Raw genomic sequence first — 21,475 nt, 5'->3', positions numbered from 1 at the left:
GCTTGCCGTGGGTCTCCTCGTTGCGGGCTGCTCGTCGCCGGCGAAGGAATACGCGACGCCGAGCAGCCTGTGCGACGTTGCCGTGCCGTCCGATCTGCTGGATCCCTTCCTTCCCGCAGGGAAGAAACTCTCCTCCGTTCCCAAGAACGACGTCCAGGGTGTTACGCGCTGCCGGCTGGTCGTGGACGGGAAGACGGTCGTCTCGGCGAGCACGGAGTGGTACGAGAAGACGTTGCGGGAGGTGGCCGGCGCCCCCTACAACGAAGTGGAAGTGGACAGCAGCACGACCCCGGACAAGCGCTACATATACGCCGCCAAGGGCGGCATCGGGCTGGTCGACTGCCAGGATCCGAAGCGGCCGGACCAGAGGCTCGTCGCCTCCGTACGTGTCACACGGGGCACGGAGGACGAGACGCGGATGAAGAAGCTGATCACCGCGTTCACCGAGGGCGTGGCGGGTCCTGCCGAGTGTGCGCGGCGGAGGCTCGGGTAGGCCCCGCACCACCGCGCCCGTACACACGAACGAGGCGGGGTGGGCGCCTCCCGCGTGTGCCCACCCCGCCTTGTTTCGCTTCGTTCGTTTGTGCCGGTTGTGCTCTGCTCGCTCGGTCAGTGGAAGTTCGAGGCCGCCTTCTGGTCTCCGGCCTTGTACGCCGGAGCCGCTTCCGCCACGGCGCGGGAGATCTGGAGGAGCGCCGTGTGGATGGCCATGGCCTCCTTGTCCCACTTGGCCTGGGCACCGTTGTACGCCTCGCGGGCCTCGCCCTCCCAGAGGTCCGAGACCGAACGGATCTTCGCCTGGATGGCCTTGAGGCTCTGGTCGAGCCGGTCGGCCTGGGTCTTGATGTCCCGGGCGGCCTCGTCGAGCCGCGTGTACGTGACGATCATCGTGCCGTCGTTCTGCGCCATGGAAGTCCTGCCTCTCTGCTTACTGGTTCACTCGGTCGGGTCGGCTGTCAGTAGTGGTTGAGGTTGGACGTCGCCTTCTCCGCGCCGGCGTCGCCCGAGTAGCCGTCCACCACGTCCACCCCGCGCAGGGCCGCCTCGACCTCGTCGTCGGTGTTGCCGGCGATGGTGCGGGCCGCCTCGATGGCTTCCTGGAAGTTGAGCAGCAGGTTGCCGATGCCGACCATGTTGTTGTTGATCTGCGTCTGCTTGGCGTTGAACGCCCCGGCGCCGATGCCCGCCCAGTGGCCTTCGAGGCTGTCGATCGTCGCCTGGAGCTTGTGGAGCTGGCCCTTGACGTCGTCGAAGCTCCTGGTGAGTTCGCCCTGGAGCGACTTGAGCGCTACACCGTTCACCTTCTGGACTGCCATGCGATGGTCCTTTCCTGGAGCTGGGGTCGCGGCGGGTCGGTGTCCCACCGGTCGAGGAGTGTGTATGTACGTACGTGAGTGCGTGGTCCGTCGTCAGGCCGTACGGCGCCTGCGGAGCACCGCGAAGGTCCCTCCCGCGAGGACCACCATCACCGCGACGCCGCCGAGGATCAGGCCCAACTGCCCGTCGTCCGACGTCTTCTCGGCCGAGCCTGCCACGACGGCCTCGGAGCCGGGCTTGCCCTTCTCCGGCTGTGAGGAAGCCGATGCGGACGGGGAGGGGGACGTGGACGGGGAGGCTACGGGGAAGATCTCGTCGGCCAGAAGCTTGGCGTCGGGAGGGCCCGGGTTGCCCTTGCCGTCGACGATGACTTCGCGGGGGCGGATCAGGCCGTGGCCGAGGTAGGTGCTGAGCGTCTTCTTGCCCCAGTCCCGGCCCGCCGTGTCGTACAGAACGCGGAGTACTTGGTTCGCGGTCCAGTCAGGGTGCTGGGACCACACGAGTGCCGCCGAAGCCGAGGTGAGCGCGGCGGACGCGGTTGCCCCACCGCCATCGTCGCAGTAGCTCTTGAACGTCGCGTCGCACCAGCGGGGGATGTCGGTTCCGGGAGCAGCGATATCAACGTCGCTGCCGTGTTGGGAGAAGTCGGCCACACCGCCTTTACGGTCCCCCGAGGCAACGCCCACGACCTCGGCGAACGCGGCCGGATACTGCGCCTTGTTCCCCTCCTTCGCATTGTCGCCGGTGCCCGCCACCAACAGCTTTCCCTTGCTCAGGGCGTATTCCAGTGCGGAGTGCTGCCCGAACATGTCCACGCCGATCACATGCTCGTTGCCGACGGAGATGTTGATGATCTGCGCGTCGGTGTCGGCCGCGGCCCGGATGGCCCGCTTCAACGGATCGTTGATCTGGGGCAGTTCGTCGTGCTTGAGAAGGGGCAGCTTGATCGGGATGATCTTGGCGCCCGGCGCCAGGCCGCGCAGTCCGCCGCCCTTGCCCGTACCTGCGATCAGCTCGGCCGTGGTGGTCCCCTGCCCGTTCGTGTCGGCGGTGGCGCCACCGCCGCCTTCGACGGTGGCGTCGATCCCCTTCAGCACCTGGCCCTTGAGCGACGGAGTGGACGGGTTCACGCCGGAGTCGATGACAGCGACCTTGATGCCCTCGCCCGTGGTGACCTTCCACATGTCCTCGGCATGCATCGCGTCCAGGTACCACTGCTTCGACCGCTGGTCCGCCGCCGAGGCGTCCGGAGCCGTACCGGCGATGCCCAGGGTCCACGCGCTCAGCGCGGCCACCACGCAGAGCAGTTCCCGCCGCACGGGACGGGACCTGCCGCCGCGCTTACGGGCGGGGCTCATTCCTGCCGTCATCCTGACTTCCGAACCTTCCTCGGTGCCTGTTCCGCGCCTAATCGATCACCGGCGGCCCGGCGGGGCGCCGGCCGGCCGTCCATGTCTCTTCGTCTTCCGTCAGGTAGTCAGGACGCGACACGGCATCGTCCTGTTCCTCTTCCTCCGGCCGCCGGCCGCCGGGACCTCGGACGAGGCCCGAGCCGCCCTGGGTGAAGCCCGCGCCGGGGCGGGACCGGGAGGCGGCGCCGCGAGGCGTGCCGACCACCCCGTTCGTACTGGCGGTGCCCCGCGCGCCGGACCGCGGTGTGTTCGCGGGATTCGCCCCCACCACACCACCCCGCCCGGTCCTGCCGCCGGTGGCACGGCCGGAGGCCGCGCCCTCACCGCCGATGACGTTCCCCCGTGGCATACGGGAACCGGTGGATCCGGCGGCGCGCTGCGGGTTTCCGCCGACGATGCCGTTCCCACGGCCCGCTCCCGCGCGACCGGCCGGAGTCTGGCCCGTACCACCGGCGCCTGACGCACCAGCGCGTCCTGCCGCTCCGGCTCCGCCGCCGAGGGTCCCCGGCCGGCCGGCCGTACCGGAACCGCCCGATGCCGTCGGCGCCCGTCCGGCCGGGCCACCCCCCTTGCCGAGCGATCCGGTCGACTGGCCCACCGACTTGGCATAACCCTGCGGGCCCTTCGCCCCGGGTCCACCCCGGGAGACGAGGTTCGCCGGGCCGCCCGCCGGGGGAGGCACGGTCCCGCCACCGGAGCCGGGGCCTCCTGTCGAGGAGGGGAGCGTGGACGCGTCCGGGAGAGCCTGGGGAGCCGGCGGTGCCACGACGTTGTCGATCTCCACCGACGTCTCCCGCTCGGGCGCGGGGGTGATCGGGCGGGCCGTGTCCAGATCCCTCTGCGACCGGTCCGCGTCACCGAGGGAGTCGGAGCGGGCCGACACCGACGAGACCTCGGACTCGTCCGACGGGCCGTCGCCCACGTCCCTCGCGCTCTTGGCGCGGACCACCGGGCCCACCGTGCTCGGCGGGGGCACGTTCGCCTGGAGCACCCGGTCGAACCTCGGTGGTTCCTGGGCCGCCAGGGTCTCCTCGGAGACCGCGTAGAACGAGGCCAGTCGGTTCATCTGGTTGATGGCCTCCTGGCGGTCCCGCTCCACCTTCTTCGCGGCCTCGTAGTCCGGATTGCCGTCCACCTGCTTGACGATCTCGATGTCCTCGACACTCTGCTTGCGCAGCCGGGTGTCGCGGGGCGGCATGGACTTGTGCACCGACGCCAGGCCCGTACCGGCGGCGGTGATCTGCGTAGCGGCCACATCGGCGAACGCGCCCAGCCCCCGGGCGTGTTCGGCGAGTCCTCGGCCGAACGAGCGGAACTCGTCGCCCGATTGCCCCTTCCACTCGACCTTGTCGACGTAGTCCTGGAGCTCCTGTGCCGCGTCGGCGAGCGCGTCCCTGGCCTTCCAGAGAGCGGTGCCCGCGTTCTCCAGATCCGCCGGGTTCGCCGTCTCCACCAGGTCGATCATGGCGTTGAGGTCGTGGCCCTCGAAGCTGGTCCTGGCGAAGGGGCCGGGGCCGCCACCGGATCCGAAGAAGCCACTCATGATCGACGACACCCTCTGGGTGATGTCGATGGCACCGAGTTGACCCTGGACCCGCGCCTGGTCCTGCTGGTGCTGTTCCTCGGGGGAGAGTTCTTCGGGCTTCCCGTCGGTCATGTCATCCCCAACCGTCGTCATAGGTCGACTTGTCCGTCTCGCCGACCCCGTGCTCGGTCTTCGTGCTCTGCTCCCGCTGAGCCTTCTGCTCGTGCTCGATACGGTCCTGGATCGCCACGTACCGCCGCCGCACGTCCTCCTCCACGTTGTCGAACCCGACCTCGGCCGCGTGCACCCCGATGCTCAGCGTCTCGATCTGGTCGCCGAGCGTCCGGGAGAGCGAGACGAGCGACTGGTGCACGCGGTTGTACTGGGCGTACAGCCCGTCCGCCTCGGCGAATGCCGCGTTGGCGCCGCTCAGCGACGTCCTGGCGACCGTCTGCGCCGCCACCTTCGTGTCTCCGGCCGCCCCGCGTTCGAGGTCCGCCAGCAGGTCCTTCACCCGGCTCTGGAAGCGTTTCAGCGCGCCGACACCGCGTTCGAGGTCGCTCCCACCCGTCGAGGCTCCCCCGCCTCCCCCGCCGTCCGCAGGGATCACCATGCCCTTGTTCCTCTCCCCGTTTACCTCAACTGCCTCAGTCACCTCAGTGGTCCTACGTTGCGATCGTGGCGCCGCACACACCAACCGCATCTGTACATCTCACTCTAGCGATCAGCTCCGACAGCCCCAAGGGCGTTGTCCGCGGGGGGACTTCCTGTTACGGGTTCGGTGCGGAGGTGCGCGGGAGTGTGCACGCGCAACTTCCCCACGCGGCGTTTCACGCGTGCCGGGTACGCCGCCTCCGCGCGTCGCGCAGTGCCACCGCGCCGCCCGCTGTCGCCGCGACCAGCACTCCCGCGCCCACGAGCACGTACGTCGCGAGGCGTGTCGTGCGTTCCTCCGGTGTCTCGCCGACGTGGAACCCGGCCGCCTCGGGCGCCGCCACCGGGTCCGCGCCCCGGTCGGCGACCGGCGCGTCGAGGGGCTTGTCGTCCTCGGTCAGGGCCCGTACCGGGTCCACGACTCCCCAGCCCACCAGCCGGTCATGGCCCGCGATGGAGCGTTCCGCGGTCTGCTCGATCTGGGCGACGATCTGTTTCCGCGTCCAGTCCGGGTGCTTGCCCTTGATGAGCGCGGCGACGCCGGCGACGTACGGCGCGGAGAAACTCGTACCGTTGTCGGCGCAGTGGCCGCCGCCTGGAACGGTGGAGACCATGTCGACGCCGGGAGCGGCGACCCCGACGAACGGGCCGGACTGGGAGAAGGCGGCCCGTTCGTTGTTCCGGTCGGACGACGCCACGGCCAACACGCCTTCGTACGAGGCCGGGTAGGTCTCCTTGACGTTCCCGCCGAGGCCGTCGTTGCCCGCCGAGGCGACCACGACGACGTCCTGGTCGAGGGCGTGGTCCACCGCCTGCTTCAACTCGGGTGCGGGCTCTACGGCGTTGGCCGTGTCCTGGGAGATGTTGATGACGTCGGCGCGCGCCTCGACGGCGTAGGTGATGGCGTCGGCGAGGGTCTCGGCGGTGCCGTGGCCCTCGGCGTCGTTCTGCTGGATGGGGATGATGGTGGCCCCGGGCGCCAGGCCGACGAAGCCGGTGCCTTCGCGGGGGCGGGCGGCGATGATCCCGGCGACCTTGGTGCCGTGGCCCACGGTGTCCGTGGTGCCGTCCTCCTTGCCGCGCTCGATCGCGCCGCCGAACTCGTCCTTCAGGCCCCGTTTCATCTTGTTGCGGCCGCTCTTCACGTCGACGGCCGGGGTGAGTTGGGGATTCCTGACGTCGACTCCGGTGTCGATGACCGCGACCCGTACCCCTTTGCCGGTGGACTGCGACCACAGTTCGTCGAGCAGCACCCGTTGCAGCGCCCAGGGGCGGCCCGCGTACGGCTTGCTGGGGAACGTGCACTGGGTGTCGGTGGGGCCCTCGGCCGCGGCGGACGCGGGCAGGGCGAGGAGGGCCGCCGCGGCGGTGACCGCGGTGGCGGTGACGGCGAGGAGCCGTCGGTCGGCCAGGTGCGTTCTTCCCCTCACGCTCCCCCTCAAGCGTCCCGTCACGCTCCCTCTCACCCGTCCCGTCCCGCTCACGCTCCCCCTCACCCTCCCTCTCACGAGCCCTGGATCTGCCGGGCCGCCGCCGTCGACAGCCGGGGCCCCGTCGGCAGGAACGTGGCCCACGCGGCGGGAACCGGCGCGGGGGCGACGTCCTTGTAGCCGAGCCGGTTCTGCGCCTGCTGGGCCTCCTGCTGCCGCGCCTGGCGCTCCTGCGCCGTACCGGCTCCAATCCCGGGCTCGTCCCCGGCGCTGTCGCCGTTGGACTGCATGCCGTAGCGCAAACCGGTGTCGGTGACCAGGAAGACGAACCCCGACGCGGTCGACGACCCCTGGAACTGCCGGAACAACTGCCCGGAGCCCGGGGTGACATACGCGCTGGAGCCGGTGGGCAGCGGCTTCGGGAAGTCGGTGCCCGCCCAGGTGCTCAGTGTGGTGGCGCCGCCGGAGCCGTCCACGTTCCGCAGCACACTGCACACGGTGTTACGGCTGCCCGCGTCGGTCCCCGCCTCGTTGACCGGGGTGGGGTCGCTCTGCGGCCAGTCCTTGTCCTGCCCGAACGGCTCGCCGGGCTCGATGGCGCCGGGGCTGACCGACGTGGCCCGGCCCGCCTGGCCGACCGTGACCAGTGCCTTGCTGCTGAGCAGCAGCTTCGCCGTGAAGTCCGTGACGGGGGCGACCCGGCCCGGGAGCACCACGTACTGCTGGTTCTTGGAGTTGACGGGGGCGACGAGGACCATGCCCACCTTGTTCGCCTCCTTCGGCAGCAGCGCGCCGGGGGCGTTCGCGTCGGCGCCGGGGATGCCCGTGATCGCCGGGAAGTCGATGGTGCCGCCCCGGTGCAGGGTCTCCAGCCAGGCGGCGGTGACCCGTTGCGGCTTGCGGTCGGCGCCGACCACCTGGCGCAGGAGCAGCTCGTCCTTCTTCACCCGGTACGCCTTGCCCTCGGCGTCCACGACGTACTGGACCCCGTCCGGGCCCTCGACGTACAGGAGTTCGCCACCGCGCAGCCGGTCCGCCCCCTCGGTCCTGCCCTGTTCGCGCTGGGCGAGGACGAACGCCGCCTTCTGGATGGCCCGCCCGCCCGCGCTCGGCCGTTCGCAGACCGCCCAACGCTTGGCCGCCCCGGCCTCCTTGGCGTCGGGGAGCCGGTCGGGGGCGTAGGGGATGCCGACGGTCGGGCCGTGGGCGAGGTCGCTGCGGTCGATGACCGATTCGCTGACGTTGATGACCTTGCCCTTGTCCTGGTCGAGCAGGAGTTTGGCGGAGGCCATGTTCAGCACGGGGTGCAGCTGCTTCGTCTTCCCCGTCCGCAACACCACATAGCGGGTGGTGGACTTGCTGGCGATGATGACGTTCTCGTTCACCGCGTCCCACTCCTTGGGCGCCACGGGCTTGAACATCCCCCACGCGCCGAAGGCCGCGAGGATCACCACACCGACGATGACACCGGGCAGCACCGCACGCAGCGGACGGGGCGCGCCCTCTTCCGAACCGGTCGAGTTCGGCTGCACGAACTGCGCGATCAGCCTTCGTTTCGCGAAGGTGTAGGCGTTGAGTTCGTCCCGTCGTGATGCCATCTGTCCGCTGTCCCTCTTCCCCCACTGAGCGACACTGAGCGACCGGTTCCCTCGTGCACCGGAGGCACCTGTGTGTCGCGCCGGCCCCCTACTATGCATGCCGGCGCTCGCGTCCCACCGCTCAGGTAGGGTGATCGACCGGTCAACGCCCGTGGACGGACGGCAGTTACGGCGCAAGGGGGCACGGCGGGGATGAGTACGGCGACGCGCGAGCGCGACGGACGGAGCGACACCGCACGGGTCCCGGCTCCGTCCGGCCGGTGGCGACGCGGGCGCGCGGAGGCGGGCCCCGCGCGCCCGGCCCCCGGGGTCGCTCCGGCGCGGACGACGCTGCGCTCCCGTCCGCGGGCCGGTCACCTCGGGCCCTTCCAGCTACGGCAGTTGGTGCTCGTCGAGGTCGCTCTCGCGCTGACGGGCATCGGCCTGGCGCTCGGCGGGCTCTGGCTGGTGCCGGCCGCGACCGTGGCCTGTGTGCTGGTGCTGGTCGCCGTGTCGCGCCGCCGGGGCCGCGCCGTACAGGACTGGTTGTCGACGGCTCTCGCGCTGCGGGCGCGCACCCGGCCGGCCGAGCCGTGCGGGCCCGACGTCGACCCCTCGCTCGCGCCCGTGGCGGAGAGCGTGCCGGGATTCCGCCCGTACACCTACGTCGACCGGAACCGCCGCACGGTCGGGATGCTCGGTGACGGCTCGTTCCTGACCGTGGTGGTACGGGTCGAGGCCAGCGGCGACGGGCTGCGCCCGGTGTTCGGCGCGCGCTCGCTGCCGCTCACCCTGCTCGCGGACGCCCTCAGCGTGGACGACATCACCCCGGAATCGGTGCAGTTGGTGCAGCAGGTGCGTTCGGCACCGGCGCCGCACCTGCCCCAACAGGCCGTGGCCCGGCTCTCGTACGCCCCCCTCCAGGAGCAGACCGGCGCCCCCGCGCTGCGGCTCACCTGGGTGGCGGTCAAGCTGGACCCGGAGCTGTGCCGCGAGGCCGTGGACGCGCGCGGCGGTGGGATCGAAGGGGCGCAGCGGTGCCTGGTGCGGCTGGCGGACCATGTCGCGAGCCGGATCACCGGCGCCGGGTTCCGGGCCGTGGTGCTGGACCAGGAAGAGCTCAACTCCGCCGTCGCGACGTCGGCCTGCGCCAGCCCGGCACTGTCGGCCCGCGCGGGCCGGCCGGACGCGGCGGCGCGGCGGCGCACCGCCGAGACGGCGCGGGTCTGGCGGTGTGACGACCGCTGGCACACCACCTATGCCGTGGGCCGCTGGCCCGAGTTGGGGCGGGGCGCCACTCCGCTGCCCAAGCTGGTGGCGCTGCTGACCTCGGCTCCCGCGTACGCCACCACCTTCAGCCTGACCCTGCGCCCGGGCGCTCACCGGGGGACGATGTCGCTCGGTGGGCACGTACGGATCACCGGCGGCTCGGACACCGAACTGGTGCGTGTACGTCGGACGTTGGAGCAGGCCGCGCGGCACGCGAAGGTCGGTCTGGTACGGCTGGACCGCGAGCAGCTGCCCGGTGTGCTGGCCACACTGCCCCTGGGAGGCGCGCGATGACCACCGCCAACGGTACGAAGCGGGGCCTGCGGGGGCTGCGCGGCCCGCACCACGCGGGACACACCATCGCGCTGGACCACCTCGGCGCGCTGTCACTGCCCGTCGGGGACGACGGTGTGGTGATCGGCGACGACGGCGACGGCCGCCCGCAGATGGTCGGGTTCCACCGCTCGACACCGTACGACGTCCTGCTGGTCGGCGGCCTGTGGACGGCGCAGGTGCTGGCGCTGCGCGCGGCGGCCACCGGCGCGCGCGTCGCGGTCGAGACCGGGCGCGCCCAGGCCTGGACGCTGCTCGCGCAGGCCGCGGGCGCGGGCCTGGACTGCGTCACGCTGCACGAGGTCGGCCGGGTGCCGCCGATGGGCGCGACGGTCGGCAGCCCCGTGGTGGTGATCCGGGACTGCGGGATGCGCCCCCCGCGCGGCCGGGTGGTGTCCTCGCCGTGGCAGTCGGTGATGACCCTGCTGCCCTACATGAGCCCGGTGGCACCGCGGTTGATGCGGGGCTCCACGCTGGTGGGCGTCCAGCGGGTCTCGCCGCAGGAGGCCGAGCAGGTGGGCCGCATCCTGGGCCTGTCGCGGGCCGAGACCGACGCGCTGCCCACGCTGGCGGACGGGGTCACGCTCTGGTGCGCGGGGCGTGAGCACCACTGGGTGATGACGAGCGCCACGGACGCGGAGACGGGACTGCTGGGCGTGGCGCGCCGGATGGACTGACCTTTTCGCCCGGGCTTCCCGCCCCGCTCCGCCCCGCCTCCCTACCCCGCCCGCACGCGCTGTAATCGTTCCGTCGCGGATGTACGGCCAACCGTCCTAAGATGCCGGAGGAACCGGAACAGCCGGAAGAGGGCGTCACCGAGCCGTCACCGAAAGGAAGCTTGTCTGATGGGGAGCGCACAGGAGAAGGACGAGCTGTATGCCCTGGACATCTCTGGAGTCGAGTGGCACAGCGCGCCCGGCACCAGTGCGGACGAGGAGCGGGTCGAGATCGCGTACCTGCCGGAAGGCGCCGTCGCCATGCGGTCGTCCGTGGACCCGGACACCGTACTGAGGTACACCGAGGCCGAGTGGCGGGCGTTTGTGCTCGGGGCGCGTGACGGGGAGTTCGATCTGCGCTGAGCCCGGTCGGCCCGGGGCCGGCGGCGAACAGCGGGTAACAGGTAGGGGCACGCTCCGTTCGGGGCGTGCCCCTCCGGCGTTCGGGGGGACGAGGGGTGTGCGGGGGGGTGCGGGCCAAAGTCCGTTTCGTACGCCCGTTCTGCGCGGGTTCTGCCGCGATCTCCCGCGGACATGTACCGATTTGACCGATCGCTGTACCCACCCGGGTTCCTTACGTGTTCACTTGGGGGCAGGACGTGACGTACGGGCCGCTCCCCGGCGGACCCGTCCGCCCTGCCGGAGCGACGCCGGGGACGATTAGGGTGGGTGGAGGCGCGGGAGGAGAACCGGCAGACGTGTTTGCCGCGTCACCGGGTCCTGACAGGGCCCAGGGGGAGAGCCGGGCGGACCGGACAACCAGGTACGACCGCCCCCGCCCACCACGGCACAAGGGTGCTCGACCACCTCAGGAGGCAAAGTGAACGGCGATCGGGACGAGATCCGCGGAGGCTGGGACCGGCCGCCCGTGGACGATCAGTCCGACGCGGAGCCCGAGGTGACGGGTGAGTTCACCATCGACTACACCCCTCCCGCCTGGTACACGCAGAACGCGCCGGGGGACACGGCCGGTGGCGCGGCGGCGGGGCCGCCCGCGCCCGCGTACGACCCGACGCCGCCTCCGCCGCCGGTGGGCGCGCCGGTGGCGGTGCCGGGGCTGCCGACGGGGAGCGGCTTCGAGCCGAACTGGACGCTTGCGCCTCCGGCGCCGGGGCGGGGTCCGGGGACGGGGCCCGGTACGGGTACGGGCGCCGGTACGGGTACGGGTACGGCCTCGTCGCCCGAGACGCCGTCAGGCGCGCCCACGGGCGCGTCGGGCGCCGCGCCCGAGCGGGTATCGGCCGGCGGCGCGGTCCCGGCCGCCGGTCCGGCTCCGGCAGGAGACCCGGCCGCGTCCGGCGTTCCCGGCCCCGCGTCGGCCGCCGGCGCTGCTTCCGGCGCCGGCGGGGGACCCGGACCGGACGCGACCCCGTCGCCTCTGACGGGCCCGCAGGCCGCCGCGCCGGGGCAGGGTACGGCCGCCGGTGCGGTCGTGGCTCCCCACGCGGTGCCCGGCGGCGATCCCGTCACGGGTCCGGTCGGGACGGGAGGTCCCGTACCCGCCGCCAGAACAGTGCCGGACACGGCTACCGGTCCGGTTTCCACCGTTGGTCAGCCCCCGGCCGGTGCGTCGGGCCCCGTCGCGGCCGCCGGTCAGCCCTTCGGGCCCGTACCCGCCGCCGGACACGCGCCGGACGCGGCTGCCGGTCCGGTTCCGACCGCTGGTCAGCCCCCGGCCGGTGCGACGGACCCCCTGCCCGTCTCGGCCGCCGGTCAGCCCTCCGGGCCCGTACCCGCCACCGGACTCGTGTCGGACACGGCTACCGGTCCCGTTCCCACCGCTGGTCAGCCCCCGGCCGGCGCGCCGGGCCCCGTCGCGGCCGCCGGTCAGCCCTCCGGGCCTCCCGTACTCGGCACCGGCCCGGGCGCCACCCCGGCCGCTCCCGCAGCTCCCCCGGCGGCGGAGCCGTTCGGCGGGGGTGAGGTGGACAGCGGGGCGACGATGCGGTTCTCTCCCGCCGCGCTCAAGCGGGAGTTCGCGGAACGTGACGCGGCGAAGGCCGCAGCGAGCGGGGACGGCACCGGAGCGCCCGGTACGGACGTGCCCGCCACCGCCGACCGGGACGGCACAGGCTCCGCGAACGGCGGCGAACCGGCCGACGGTACGGACCCGTCCGAGGCCCCGGACAGGACCACGGGCGAATCGGCACCCGAGGCCGGACCGGAGCGGGAGGGCGGTTCCGAGGCCGGCCAGGAGGCGTCCGCCGAGGCCCCGGCCGACGGGGACGATCCGGCCCCCGCCGCCCGCGCGGGGCAGACCGCTCCCGACACCTCCGCCCCGGCGAGCGCCGCCCCCGGCGCTCCCCCCGCGCCCGGCCCGCCGTGGTCGCCGCAGCCGCCGGCCGCCCCCGAGGCGGTCGCGCTGCCGCCGCTGCCGCCCGCGTTCCAGCCCGCCGCGCCGACGGCCGCGCCCCAGTGGCCCGTACCGCCGCAGCCGCAGCCCCCCGCGCCCCAGCCTCCGTACGGCTGGCCCGCGCAGCCGCACCAGGACACCAGCGGGTACGGCTTCCCGCAGCCGGGACGACCGGGTCAGCCCGGTCAGGCCGCCGCCCAGCAGCCCCCCGCCGCGCCGGGGGCGAACACCCCGCCCCTGCCGCCGGGTTACGGCTTCCCGCAGCAGGGCGGCCCAGGGCACCCCGGCTCACCCGCCGCCCCTGGGCCGAACACCCAACCCCCGCAGCCCGGTTACGGCTTCCCCCAGCACGGCCAGCCCGGCCCCGAGGCACCCGCCGCACGGGACTCGAACACCCCACCCCCACCCACGGGTTACGGCTTCCCCCACCCGGGCCAGCCAGGACACCCCGGCCCCACAGCACCCCACGCATCCGCCGCACCGGACTCGAACACCCCACCCCCGCCCACGGGTTACGGCTTCCCCCACCCGGGCCAGCCAGGACACCCCGGCCCCCCGGCACCCCAGGCACCCGCCGCCCCCGGGCCGAACGCCCAACCCCCGCAGCCCGGTTACGGCTTCCCCCAGGGGCAGCCCGGGCAGCCGGGCCCCTACCCGCCCGCGTCCGTGCCGCCGCAGGCCGGTTACGGGTTCCCGCACCCCGACTACCCCGCGCAGCCCGGCCCCGTACCGCAGCCGCCCGCGCAGGCGGCTCCGTACATCCCCCCGCAGCAGACGCACCAGCCCCAGCCGCACCCCCGGCCCGCCGGCCAGGACCAGCGGCAGCCGCACCAGGCCGCGCCTCCCGTCGACCCCCGCGCCGGGGCCGGCTGGCCGTCCGCCGTGTCGCACGACCAGCGTGAGCGGTCCGTGCCGGGCGCGCCGCTCGGCTACACCGCCGCCGTCGAGCTGTCCTCCGACCGGCTCCTGCGCAACACCAAGCCGAAGGCGAAGAGCAGTCGCAATCCGTCCAGCGCCTCCCGCTTCAAGATCGGCGGCAAGGCGGCGGAGGCCGAGCGGCAGCGCAAGCTGGAGCTGATCCGTACACCGGTGCTCTCCTGCTACCGGATCGCCGTCATCAGCCTCAAGGGCGGGGTCGGCAAGACGACGACCACCACCGCGCTGGGGTCCACGCTGGCCACCGAGCGGCAGGACAAGATCCTGGCGATCGACGCCAACCCGGACGCCGGAACGCTCGGCCGCCGGGTGCGGCGCGAGACCGGGGCGACCATCCGCGACCTGGTCCAGGCCATCCCGTACCTCCAGAGCTACATGGACATCCGGCGCTTCACCTCGCAGGCGTCGTCCGGTCTGGAGATCATCGCCAACGACGTGGACCCGGCGGTCTCGACGGCGTTCAACGACGAGGACTACCGGCGCGCGATCGAGGTGCTCGGCAAGCAGTACCCGATCATCCTGACCGACTCCGGCACGGGTCTGCTCTACAGCGCGATGCGCGGGGTGCTGGACCTCGCCGACCAGCTGATCATCATCTCGACGCCGTCGGTGGACGGCGCCAGCAGCGCCTCCACGACGCTCGACTGGCTGTCCGCGCACGGCTACGCCGATCTGGTGCAGCGCTCCCTCACGGTCATCTCGGGGGTCCGCGAGACCGGCAAGATGATCAAGGTCGACGACATCGTGCAGCACTTCGAGACCCGCTGCCGCGGGGTGGTCGTGGTGCCGTTCGACGAACACCTCGCCGCCGGCGCCGAGGTCGACCTCGACATGATGCGGCCCAAGACGCGTGAGGCGTACTTCCACCTCTCCGCGCTGGTCGCGGAGGACTTCGCGCGGGCCCAGCAGGCGCAGGGGCTGTGGACGTCGGACGGCAACAACCCGCCCCCGCAGTACGCGCCTCCGATGCCGGGGCCGGGCGGCGGACCGGGGCAGCCGCAGCAGGGGCAGCCGTATCCGCAGCAGCAACAGCCGTACGCCCCGCAGCCCTATCCGCAGCAGCAGTACCCGCAGCAGTACGCACCCCAGCAGCCCCAACAGCAGCATCAGGCCCCTCAGCCTCACCCACAGCAGCAGCCGCCGTACGCCCACCCGGGACAACAGTCACCCCAGCAGGCTCCCCAACAACCGCCCCACCAGCCCGAACCCCAGCACGGCCACCCCGCCGTCCCGCCCGGCTGGCAGCAGCCCCCGCAGGCGCCGCCAGCGCCTCAGCAGTGAGGCGGCAGAGGTAGATACCAATGAGGGTCCGTTCCTGGTTCGAGGAGCGGACCCTCTGGGTATTCCCGCAGCCCACACGGGGTGTCCGGCCGCCGTTGACGCGGCCGGACGACCGCTGATAGACCTGCGCTTCACCAGTTGGCGATCCAGAATCCACCCGGCTTCTCCGTGCGAGTGATGACACGAGGTCACCGTCTTATGGTCCACAGCGTTCCCCCACGCCCGACGCGACAGCCCTTGAGGCACTCCTCCCGACGCCGTCTGCTCCTGGCGTCCGGCGCCCTGTCCGGCGCGCTCGTCGCCGGGACCGTGATCCCGTTCTCCCCGCTGCTCCCGGCGCCCCAGCAGGCCCAGGCAGCCGACGGCAAGAAGGTGCTCACGCTCGCGGTCAGCCAGAGTGTCGACTCCCTGAGCCCGTTCCTGTCCCAGACCTTGCTCGGTACGACGGTTCACCGTCTGACGTACGAGTACCTGACGAACTACGACCCCAAGGACGCGCACACGGTCCCAGGGTTCGCGACGGCGTGGAAGCCGTCGGCGGACAAGCTGACGTGGACGTTCACCATCCGCGACAACTCCCAGTGGTCCGACGGCGTGCAGGCGACCGCCGAGGACGCCGCCTGGACGTTCAACAAGATGATGACGGACGAGAACGCGGCGACCGCCAACGGCAGTTTCACCTCCAACTTCAAGAAGGTGACCGCCCCGGACCCGCGGACGCTCGTCATCGAACTGGACAAGCCGCAGGCCACGATGACCGCGCTCGACGTGCCGATCGTGCCGAAGCACATCTGGGAGAAGGTCGGCGACTTCTCCAAGTTCAACAACGACAAAGAGTTCCCGGTCGTCGGCAACGGGCCTTTCATCATTACGGACTTCAAGGTCGACCAGTACATCAAGCTGAAGCCGAACAAGACCTTCTGGCGCGGTGCGCCCAAGTTCGACGAGCTGGTGCTCAAGTACTACAAGGACGGGGACGCGGCCGTCGCCGCGCTGCGCAAGGGCGAGGTCTCGTTCGTCCCCAACCTCACCCCGGCCCAGGCCGCTTCGCTCAAGGCCACCGCCGACATCAAGGTCAACGACGCGCCCGGCCGCCGCTTCTACGCCCTCGCCACCAACCCCGGCGCCCGGTCCAAGGACGGCAAGAAGTTCGGCAACGGGCACCCCGCGCTGCTCGACCCGGCCGTACGGAAAGCGCTCTTCCAGGCCGTCGACCGCAAGACCGTCATCGACAAGGTCTTCCAGGGCCACGCGGTGGAGGGCCAGGGCTACATCCCGCCGCGCTTCGCCTCGTACTTCTGGCAGCCCTCGCCCGAGCAGGCACTCGGGTACGATCCGGCCGCCGCGGCCGAGACCCTCGACCGGGCGGGCTACAAGAAGAACAGCTCGGGCAAGCGCGTCGGCAAGGACGGCAAGCCGCTCGACTTCCGCATCCTCTGCCACGCCACCGACCCCAACGACAAGGCCGTCGGGAAGTACCTCCAGGAGTGGTGGGGCGACCTGGGCATCGGGCTGGAGGTCGAGTGCCTCGACAACGTCTCGGACCCCTGGCTCGCCGGTGACTACGACCTGGCCTTCGACGGCTGGTCCGTCAACCCCGACCCCGACTACGTCCTCTCCATCCACACGTGCGACGCGCTGCCCGCCACGCCCAAGGACAGCGGCGCCACCGACAACTTCATCTGCGACAAGACGTACGACGGGCTCTACGCGCGACAGGCCGCGGAGTACGACCCCGCCCGGCGCGCGGAGTTGGTCAAGCAGCTGGAGTCGCGGCTGTACGACACCGGGTACATGAACGTCATGGCCTATCCGAACGCCGTCGAGGCGTACCGTACGGACCAGATCAAGTCGATCACGACGATGCCGGAGGCCGCCGGCAACCTCTGGGGCCAGGACGGCTACTGGAGCTGGTGGTCCGCGGTACCGGCCGCGGGCGACGACAGCGCGGACAGCTCGTCCTCCACCGGTGTGGTGATCGGGATCGGAGCCGCCGTGGTGGTCGTGGCCGCCCTCGGGCTCTTCGTCGTGATGCGCCGCCGTTCCACCGCGGAAGACCGTGAATAACCCATGAGTACCGCAAGCACTCCCGGTGCGGTGCGGGACGCCGGCGGCCCGGAGGAGCCCGCGCCGCCGGACGCGGCGGACCGCCGCTCGTCCGGCACCGCGACCGCCTATCTCCGCTATGGGGCGGGCAAGTTGGGCGGTGCGGTCGTCTCTCTGATCGCCGTGCTCGTCACCAGCTTCTTCCTGTTCCGGATCATCCCCGGCGACCCGGTGAAGGCCATGACGCGCGGTGTGCCGACGTCGGCCGAGCAACTGGCCACGATGCGCAGGCAGTTCGGCCTCGACCTGCCCATGTGGCGGCAGTTCACGGACTACTGCGCCAACGCCCTGACCGGTGACCTCGGCACCTCGTACCAGTTCCGCGCGCCGGTCGGCGAGCTGATCGGCGAGAAGGTGCCCGCGACCCTGCTCCTCATGGGGGTCGCCGTGGTGATCTACTCCGCGCTGGGGCTCTGGCTCGGCACCCGCTCCGCCTGGCACAACGGCGGCCTCGGCGACCGGATCAACACGGGTGTGGCGCTGACCCTCTGGTCCGTACCGTCCTTCTGGCTGGGCCTGCTCCTCATCATCGTCTTCTCCGTCGGCATCGGCCCGATCCCCGGGATGTTCCCCACCGGCGGTATGTCGTCGGGCAGTTCGAGCGGTTTCGGGTACGTCACCGACGTGGCCCACCACCTGGTGCTGCCCGTCGTGACCCTGGTCGCCGTGGGATACGCGCAGACGCTCCTGGTCATGCGCTCCTCGCTGCTGGACGAGATGGGCGGCGACTATCTGACGACGGCCCGCGCGAAGGGCCTGCGGGACGATCTCGTACGGCGCAGGCACGCGGTACCCAACGCCCTGCTGCCCACCGTCACCATGGTGTTCATCAACCTGGGCCATGTGGCGGCCGGTTCGATCCTCGTCGAGACGGTCTTCTCCTGGCCGGGCCTCGGCGGCCTCTTCTACCAGGCACTCAGCGTGCCCGATCTCCCTCTCGTACAAGGCCTGTTCGTCGTCTTCGCGGGCGCGATGATCCTGATGAACCTGCTCGCCGACCTGCTCTATCCGCTGCTCGATCCCCGGGTGGGCCGATGACACTGGAGAAGACCCCGCCGCTCCCCTCCCCGCCGGCTCCCGCCCCGCCGACCGCCTCCTCCCTCGCCTGGACCCGGCGGCGCGACTCGGTGGCCCGCTTCTGGCGGCAGTACCGTACGCACCGGTCCGGGCTCTTCGGACTCGCGGCCCTGGCGCTGATCACACTGACCGCCCTCTTCGCCCCACTGCTCGTCGGCGGCGACGTACAGAGTGTGACCCATGCGCCCGGGACGGCGCTGGAGTCGCCGAGCGGCCGGTTCCCCCTGGGCACCGACCAGTTCGGGCGGTCGCTCCTCGGCCTGCTCGTCTGGGGCTCGCGCATCTCGCTCACCGTCGGACTGCTGGCGGCGGCCCTGTCCGTCGCCATAGGGACACTGGTCGGCATCGTCGCGGGACACTACGGGCGGTGGTACTCCACCGTCATCATGCGGATCACCGACTGGTTCCTGGTGATGCCCACCCTCGTCCTCGCGATCGTCCTCGCCACCGTGATGTCCCGCTCCATCTGGACCGTCATCGTGGCGATCGGGGTGACCAGCTGGCCGACGACGGCACGGCTCGTACGGGCGCAGACCATCGCGGTCGAGTCCCGGCCGTACATCGAGCGGGCCCGGGCGCTGGGCGGCGGCCACCGGCACATCATGACGCGCCATGTGCTGCCCAACGTCATGCCGTTGGTGCTCGCGCAGACCACCCTCGGCATCTCCAGCGCGATCCTCACCGAGGCCACCCTGGCCTTCCTCGGGCTCGGCGACCCCACCGTCGTCTCCTGGGGCGGCCTGCTCCAGGACGCGCGGGAGGCGGGCGCCGTCTCCTCCGGGCACTGGTGGTACCTCGCTCCGCCCGGCGTCGCGATCGCGCTGGTGGCGCTGGCCTTCACACTCTGCGGCCGGACCGTCGAGACCGTGCTCAACCCCAAGCTGGGGGCGCTCCGTTGACCATCCCGACGACACCCACCCCACCCACCCACGCCCCCCTGCTGGAGATCAGGGATCTCCATGTCACCTACGCCTCCGGCGCGGCGGCCGTGCGCGGCGTCGACCTGACCGTCGGGGCCGGTACGAAGCTCGGCGTCGCCGGCGAGTCCGGCTGCGGCAAGTCCACCCTGGCGCTGGCCCTGCTGCGCCTGCTGCCCGCCTCGGCGAAGGTGACCGGCGAGATCCTCCTCGACGGCGAGGACGTCCTCACCATGAAGTGGGGGCGGTTGCGCGCCGTACGGTGGGCGGGGGCGTCGATCGTCTTCCAGGGCGCGATGCACTCGCTCAACGCGGTCCACCGGATCGGCGACCAGATCGCCGAACCGGTGGTCCTGCACCAGCGCGCCACCCCGGCCGCCGCCCGGCGCCGGGCGGGCGCCCTGCTCGAACAGGTCGGGCTGCCGGCCGCCCGGGCGGGCGCCTACCCGCACGAACTCTCCGGCGGGCAGCGCCAGCGCGTGATGATCGCGATGGCCCTGGCGTGCGATCCCCGGCTGATCGTCGCCGACGAGCCGACCACCGCGCTGGACGTGATGATCCAGGCGCAGATCCTACGGCTCATCGAGGGGCTCGTCGCCGAGCAGGACATCAGCCTGCTGATGATCAGCCACGACCTGACGGTCCTGGCCGACACCTGCGACCGGCTCGCGGTGATGTACGCGGGGCGCGTCGTGGAGGAGGGCCCGGCGCGGGCGGTGTACGACGCGGCCGCGCACCCGTACGGGCGGGCGCTGTCCGCCGCGTTCCCGCGCATCGGCGACCCGGCCTCCCGGCGGGCGCCGCGCGGGCTGCCCGGCGACCCGCCGGACCCCGCCGCGCTGCCGGGCGGCTGTACGTTCCATCCGCGGTGCGCGGTCGCGCTGGACGCGTGCGCGGACGACGACCCCGCACTGCGGGAGGCGGGGCCGGGCCGGCGGGCGGCGTGCGTGCACGTGTCGCCGGGGCGGGCGTCCGCGGACTCCGCCGCGACCGGCTTCGCGGACGCCTCTGGCGGCGTCGCCGCGGATGCCTCTGCCGGCACTTCCTCCGACGTCTCCTCCGACCCCTCCACCGACCCGGCATGAGGCGGTCCCACGGCCTCCTGAGGAGCCACCCATGACCACGAGCACGCCCCCTCTGCTCTCGGCCGCCGGCCTGCACGTCACCTTCCCCGGGCGGCGCGGCGGGGCGCCCGCACGGGCGGTCGACGGCGTCGACCTCGACATCGCCCCCGGCGAGATCGTGGCCCTGGTCGGCGAGTCCGGCTGCGGCAAGACGACGCTGGCGCGCACGCTGCTGGGCCTGGTGCCGCCCACGTCCGGGAGCGTCACCTTCGCGGGCGAGCCCCTCACGCACACGTCGCGCGCGCTCAAGGCGTACCGCAAGCGGGTCCAACTGGTCCTCCAGGACCCCAGCGGGTCCCTGAACCCGCGCCACACCGTGTACGACGCGGTGGCGGAGGGCCTGCGGATCCACGGGTACGGGGGCGACGAACGCGAAGCCGTCGCCTCGGCGCTGTCCCGGGCGGGGCTGCGGCCCCCGGAGCGCTTCTTCCTCCGCTACCCGCACGAGCTGTCCGGGGGCCAGCGACAGCGCGTCGTCATCGCGGGCGCGCTGGTCCTCGAACCCGAACTCCTCGTCGCGGACGAACCGGTGGCGTCCCTGGACGCGTCCGTACGGGGCGAGATCCTGGCGCTGCTGCTGTCGCTGCGGGACGAACTGGGCCTCTCCGCGCTGGTCGTGACGCACGACCTGGGGCTGGCGTGGAACATCGCGGACCGGGTGGCGGTGATGTACCTCGGGCGGGTGGTGGAGACCGGGCCGGTGGAGGAGGTCCTGACGTCGCCCCAGCACCCGTACACGCGGGCGCTGTTGTCCGTCCTGCCGGAGTCGCCCGGCCCCCCGGTGGTCCTGACGGGCGAGCCACCGGATCCGTCGCGGATCCCTGCGGGGTGCCGGTTCCACGCGCGGTGCCAGGTCTTGGCGTCGGGGGAGGCGGGCGCGGTGGCGGGGGCGTGCCGTACGAGTGCGCTGCCGGTGCTGTCGGGCGACGCGGTCGCCCAGGTCGCGTGTCACGTTCGCCCGGTGGCCGGTGCGCGTTACTAATGTCCTCAAGCGCCGGACGGGCTTGGTTGTGGCGTCTGCCCGGGGCGCGGGCGCGGCTTACTACTTGTCCTCAAGCGCCGGACGGGCTGGGTGTGTCGTGGTGACGGGGGGCGGGGCCTGCGGAGGCACGTATGTCCGGACTGCATGTTTTACGGCGCGTGCGAGCCCTTGTTTCGTTAACGGTAGCCATGCGCCACAAAACACGCTTTACGTCCGGCCACACGCACCTCCTCCGACCCCACCCCCCTCACGCCGCCGGTGAACTGAACGACCCCGCCCACCCCGGAGTCCCTGCCGCCCGGCACGCGAGCGCGGCTCACTGATGTCCTCAAACGCCGGACGGGCTGGAGGGTGCCCCTGCGCGGTGCGCCGGTGCGGGTCAAGGATGTCCTCAATCGCCGGACGGGCTTGAGAGGGCGCCCGCGCACCGGCTGGGGGTGCGTCGGGGCGGGGTGGATTGTGGCCT

At 72.3% G+C, this 21,475-nt stretch carries 16 protein-coding genes and 1 pseudogene; 10 read left to right on the top strand and 7 right to left on the bottom strand.

The window, feature by feature from the left end; all coding sequences use genetic code 11:
• The first annotated feature begins 7 nt into the window (after positions 1-7).
• On the top strand, positions 8-493 hold the full coding sequence (locus tag ACIODU_RS09720) for a hypothetical protein (RefSeq protein WP_401765831.1): 486 nt from the start codon (positions 8-10) through the stop codon (positions 491-493).
• 116 nt (positions 494-609) lie between these two features.
• Here ACIODU_RS09720 and ACIODU_RS09715 read toward each other — a convergent pair whose 3' ends face one another.
• The 7 genes from ACIODU_RS09715 to eccB all read right to left on the bottom strand — a co-directional run bounded on the left by ACIODU_RS09715 (position 610) and on the right by eccB (position 7,936).
• On the bottom strand, positions 610-909 hold the full coding sequence (locus ACIODU_RS09715; RefSeq protein WP_356430050.1) for a WXG100 family type VII secretion target: 300 nt from the start codon (positions 907-909) through the stop codon (positions 610-612).
• 47 nt (positions 910-956) lie between these two features.
• Complete coding sequence (locus ACIODU_RS09710; RefSeq protein ID WP_401765828.1) at positions 957-1,316, bottom strand: WXG100 family type VII secretion target; 360 nt, start codon at positions 1,314-1,316, stop codon at positions 957-959.
• 93 nt (positions 1,317-1,409) lie between these two features.
• A complete protein-coding gene (locus tag ACIODU_RS09705; protein ID WP_401765825.1) occupies positions 1,410-2,675 on the bottom strand; it encodes a S8 family serine peptidase in 1,266 nt (421 codons plus the stop codon).
• Between the two features lie 49 nt (positions 2,676-2,724).
• Entirely contained in the window at positions 2,725-4,386 is a 1,662-nt protein-coding gene (locus tag ACIODU_RS09700) for a hypothetical protein (protein WP_401765822.1), read from the bottom strand.
• A 1-nt stretch (position 4,387) separates the two neighbouring features.
• Complete coding sequence (locus ACIODU_RS09695; RefSeq protein WP_401765820.1) at positions 4,388-4,867, bottom strand: hypothetical protein; 480 nt, start codon at positions 4,865-4,867, stop codon at positions 4,388-4,390.
• A 217-nt stretch (positions 4,868-5,084) separates the two neighbouring features.
• The gene (mycP, locus tag ACIODU_RS09690; RefSeq protein ID WP_401765817.1) at positions 5,085-6,338 is read right to left on the bottom strand and encodes a type VII secretion-associated serine protease mycosin; all 1,254 of its coding nucleotides are present in this window, start codon (positions 6,336-6,338) and stop codon (positions 5,085-5,087) included.
• Between the two features lie 74 nt (positions 6,339-6,412).
• Entirely contained in the window at positions 6,413-7,936 is a 1,524-nt protein-coding gene (gene eccB / locus ACIODU_RS09685; protein ID WP_401765814.1) for a type VII secretion protein EccB, read from the bottom strand.
• Between the two features lie 192 nt (positions 7,937-8,128).
• Between eccB and eccE the strand changes: the two are divergent.
• The 9 genes and pseudogenes from eccE to ACIODU_RS09640 all read left to right on the top strand — a co-directional run.
• Positions 8,129-9,415, top strand: a pseudogene (gene eccE, locus ACIODU_RS09680) (type VII secretion protein EccE); the annotation flags it as partial.
• Between the two features lie 59 nt (positions 9,416-9,474).
• On the top strand, positions 9,475-10,194 hold the full coding sequence (locus tag ACIODU_RS09675) for a hypothetical protein (RefSeq protein WP_401765811.1): 720 nt from the start codon (positions 9,475-9,477) through the stop codon (positions 10,192-10,194).
• A 168-nt stretch (positions 10,195-10,362) separates the two neighbouring features.
• Positions 10,363-10,596, top strand: coding sequence for a DUF397 domain-containing protein (locus tag ACIODU_RS09670; RefSeq protein WP_161306834.1), 234 nt, complete (start codon positions 10,363-10,365; stop codon positions 10,594-10,596).
• Between the two features lie 457 nt (positions 10,597-11,053).
• Entirely contained in the window at positions 11,054-14,803 is a 3,750-nt protein-coding gene (locus ACIODU_RS09665; protein WP_401765807.1) for an SCO5717 family growth-regulating ATPase, read from the top strand.
• Between the two features lie 198 nt (positions 14,804-15,001).
• Positions 15,002-16,870, top strand: a complete 1,869-nt coding sequence (locus ACIODU_RS09660) for an ABC transporter substrate-binding protein (protein ID WP_401765804.1) — start codon at positions 15,002-15,004, stop codon at positions 16,868-16,870.
• A gap of 3 nt (positions 16,871-16,873) precedes the next feature.
• Positions 16,874-17,947 (top strand): ABC transporter permease, encoded by a 1,074-nt coding sequence (locus ACIODU_RS09655; RefSeq protein WP_401765801.1) that lies wholly within the window; start codon positions 16,874-16,876, stop codon positions 17,945-17,947.
• On the top strand, positions 17,944-18,885 hold the full coding sequence (locus ACIODU_RS09650) for an ABC transporter permease (RefSeq protein WP_401765798.1): 942 nt from the start codon (positions 17,944-17,946) through the stop codon (positions 18,883-18,885). Before ACIODU_RS09655 ends, ACIODU_RS09650 begins: the two co-directional genes overlap by 4 nt.
• The gene (locus ACIODU_RS09645; protein WP_401765795.1) at positions 18,882-19,988 is read left to right on the top strand and encodes an ABC transporter ATP-binding protein; all 1,107 of its coding nucleotides are present in this window, start codon (positions 18,882-18,884) and stop codon (positions 19,986-19,988) included. Before ACIODU_RS09650 ends, ACIODU_RS09645 begins: the two co-directional genes overlap by 4 nt.
• A gap of 31 nt (positions 19,989-20,019) precedes the next feature.
• The gene (locus ACIODU_RS09640) at positions 20,020-21,009 is read left to right on the top strand and encodes an ABC transporter ATP-binding protein (protein ID WP_401765792.1); all 990 of its coding nucleotides are present in this window, start codon (positions 20,020-20,022) and stop codon (positions 21,007-21,009) included.
• Positions 21,010-21,475: the final 466 nt, after the last annotated feature.

This window comes from Streptomyces sp. NPDC088261 (assembly GCF_044740805.1).
GTDB lineage: Bacteria > Actinomycetota > Actinomycetes > Streptomycetales > Streptomycetaceae > Streptomyces.
This window is presented reverse-complemented; position numbering and strand designations above follow the sequence as displayed.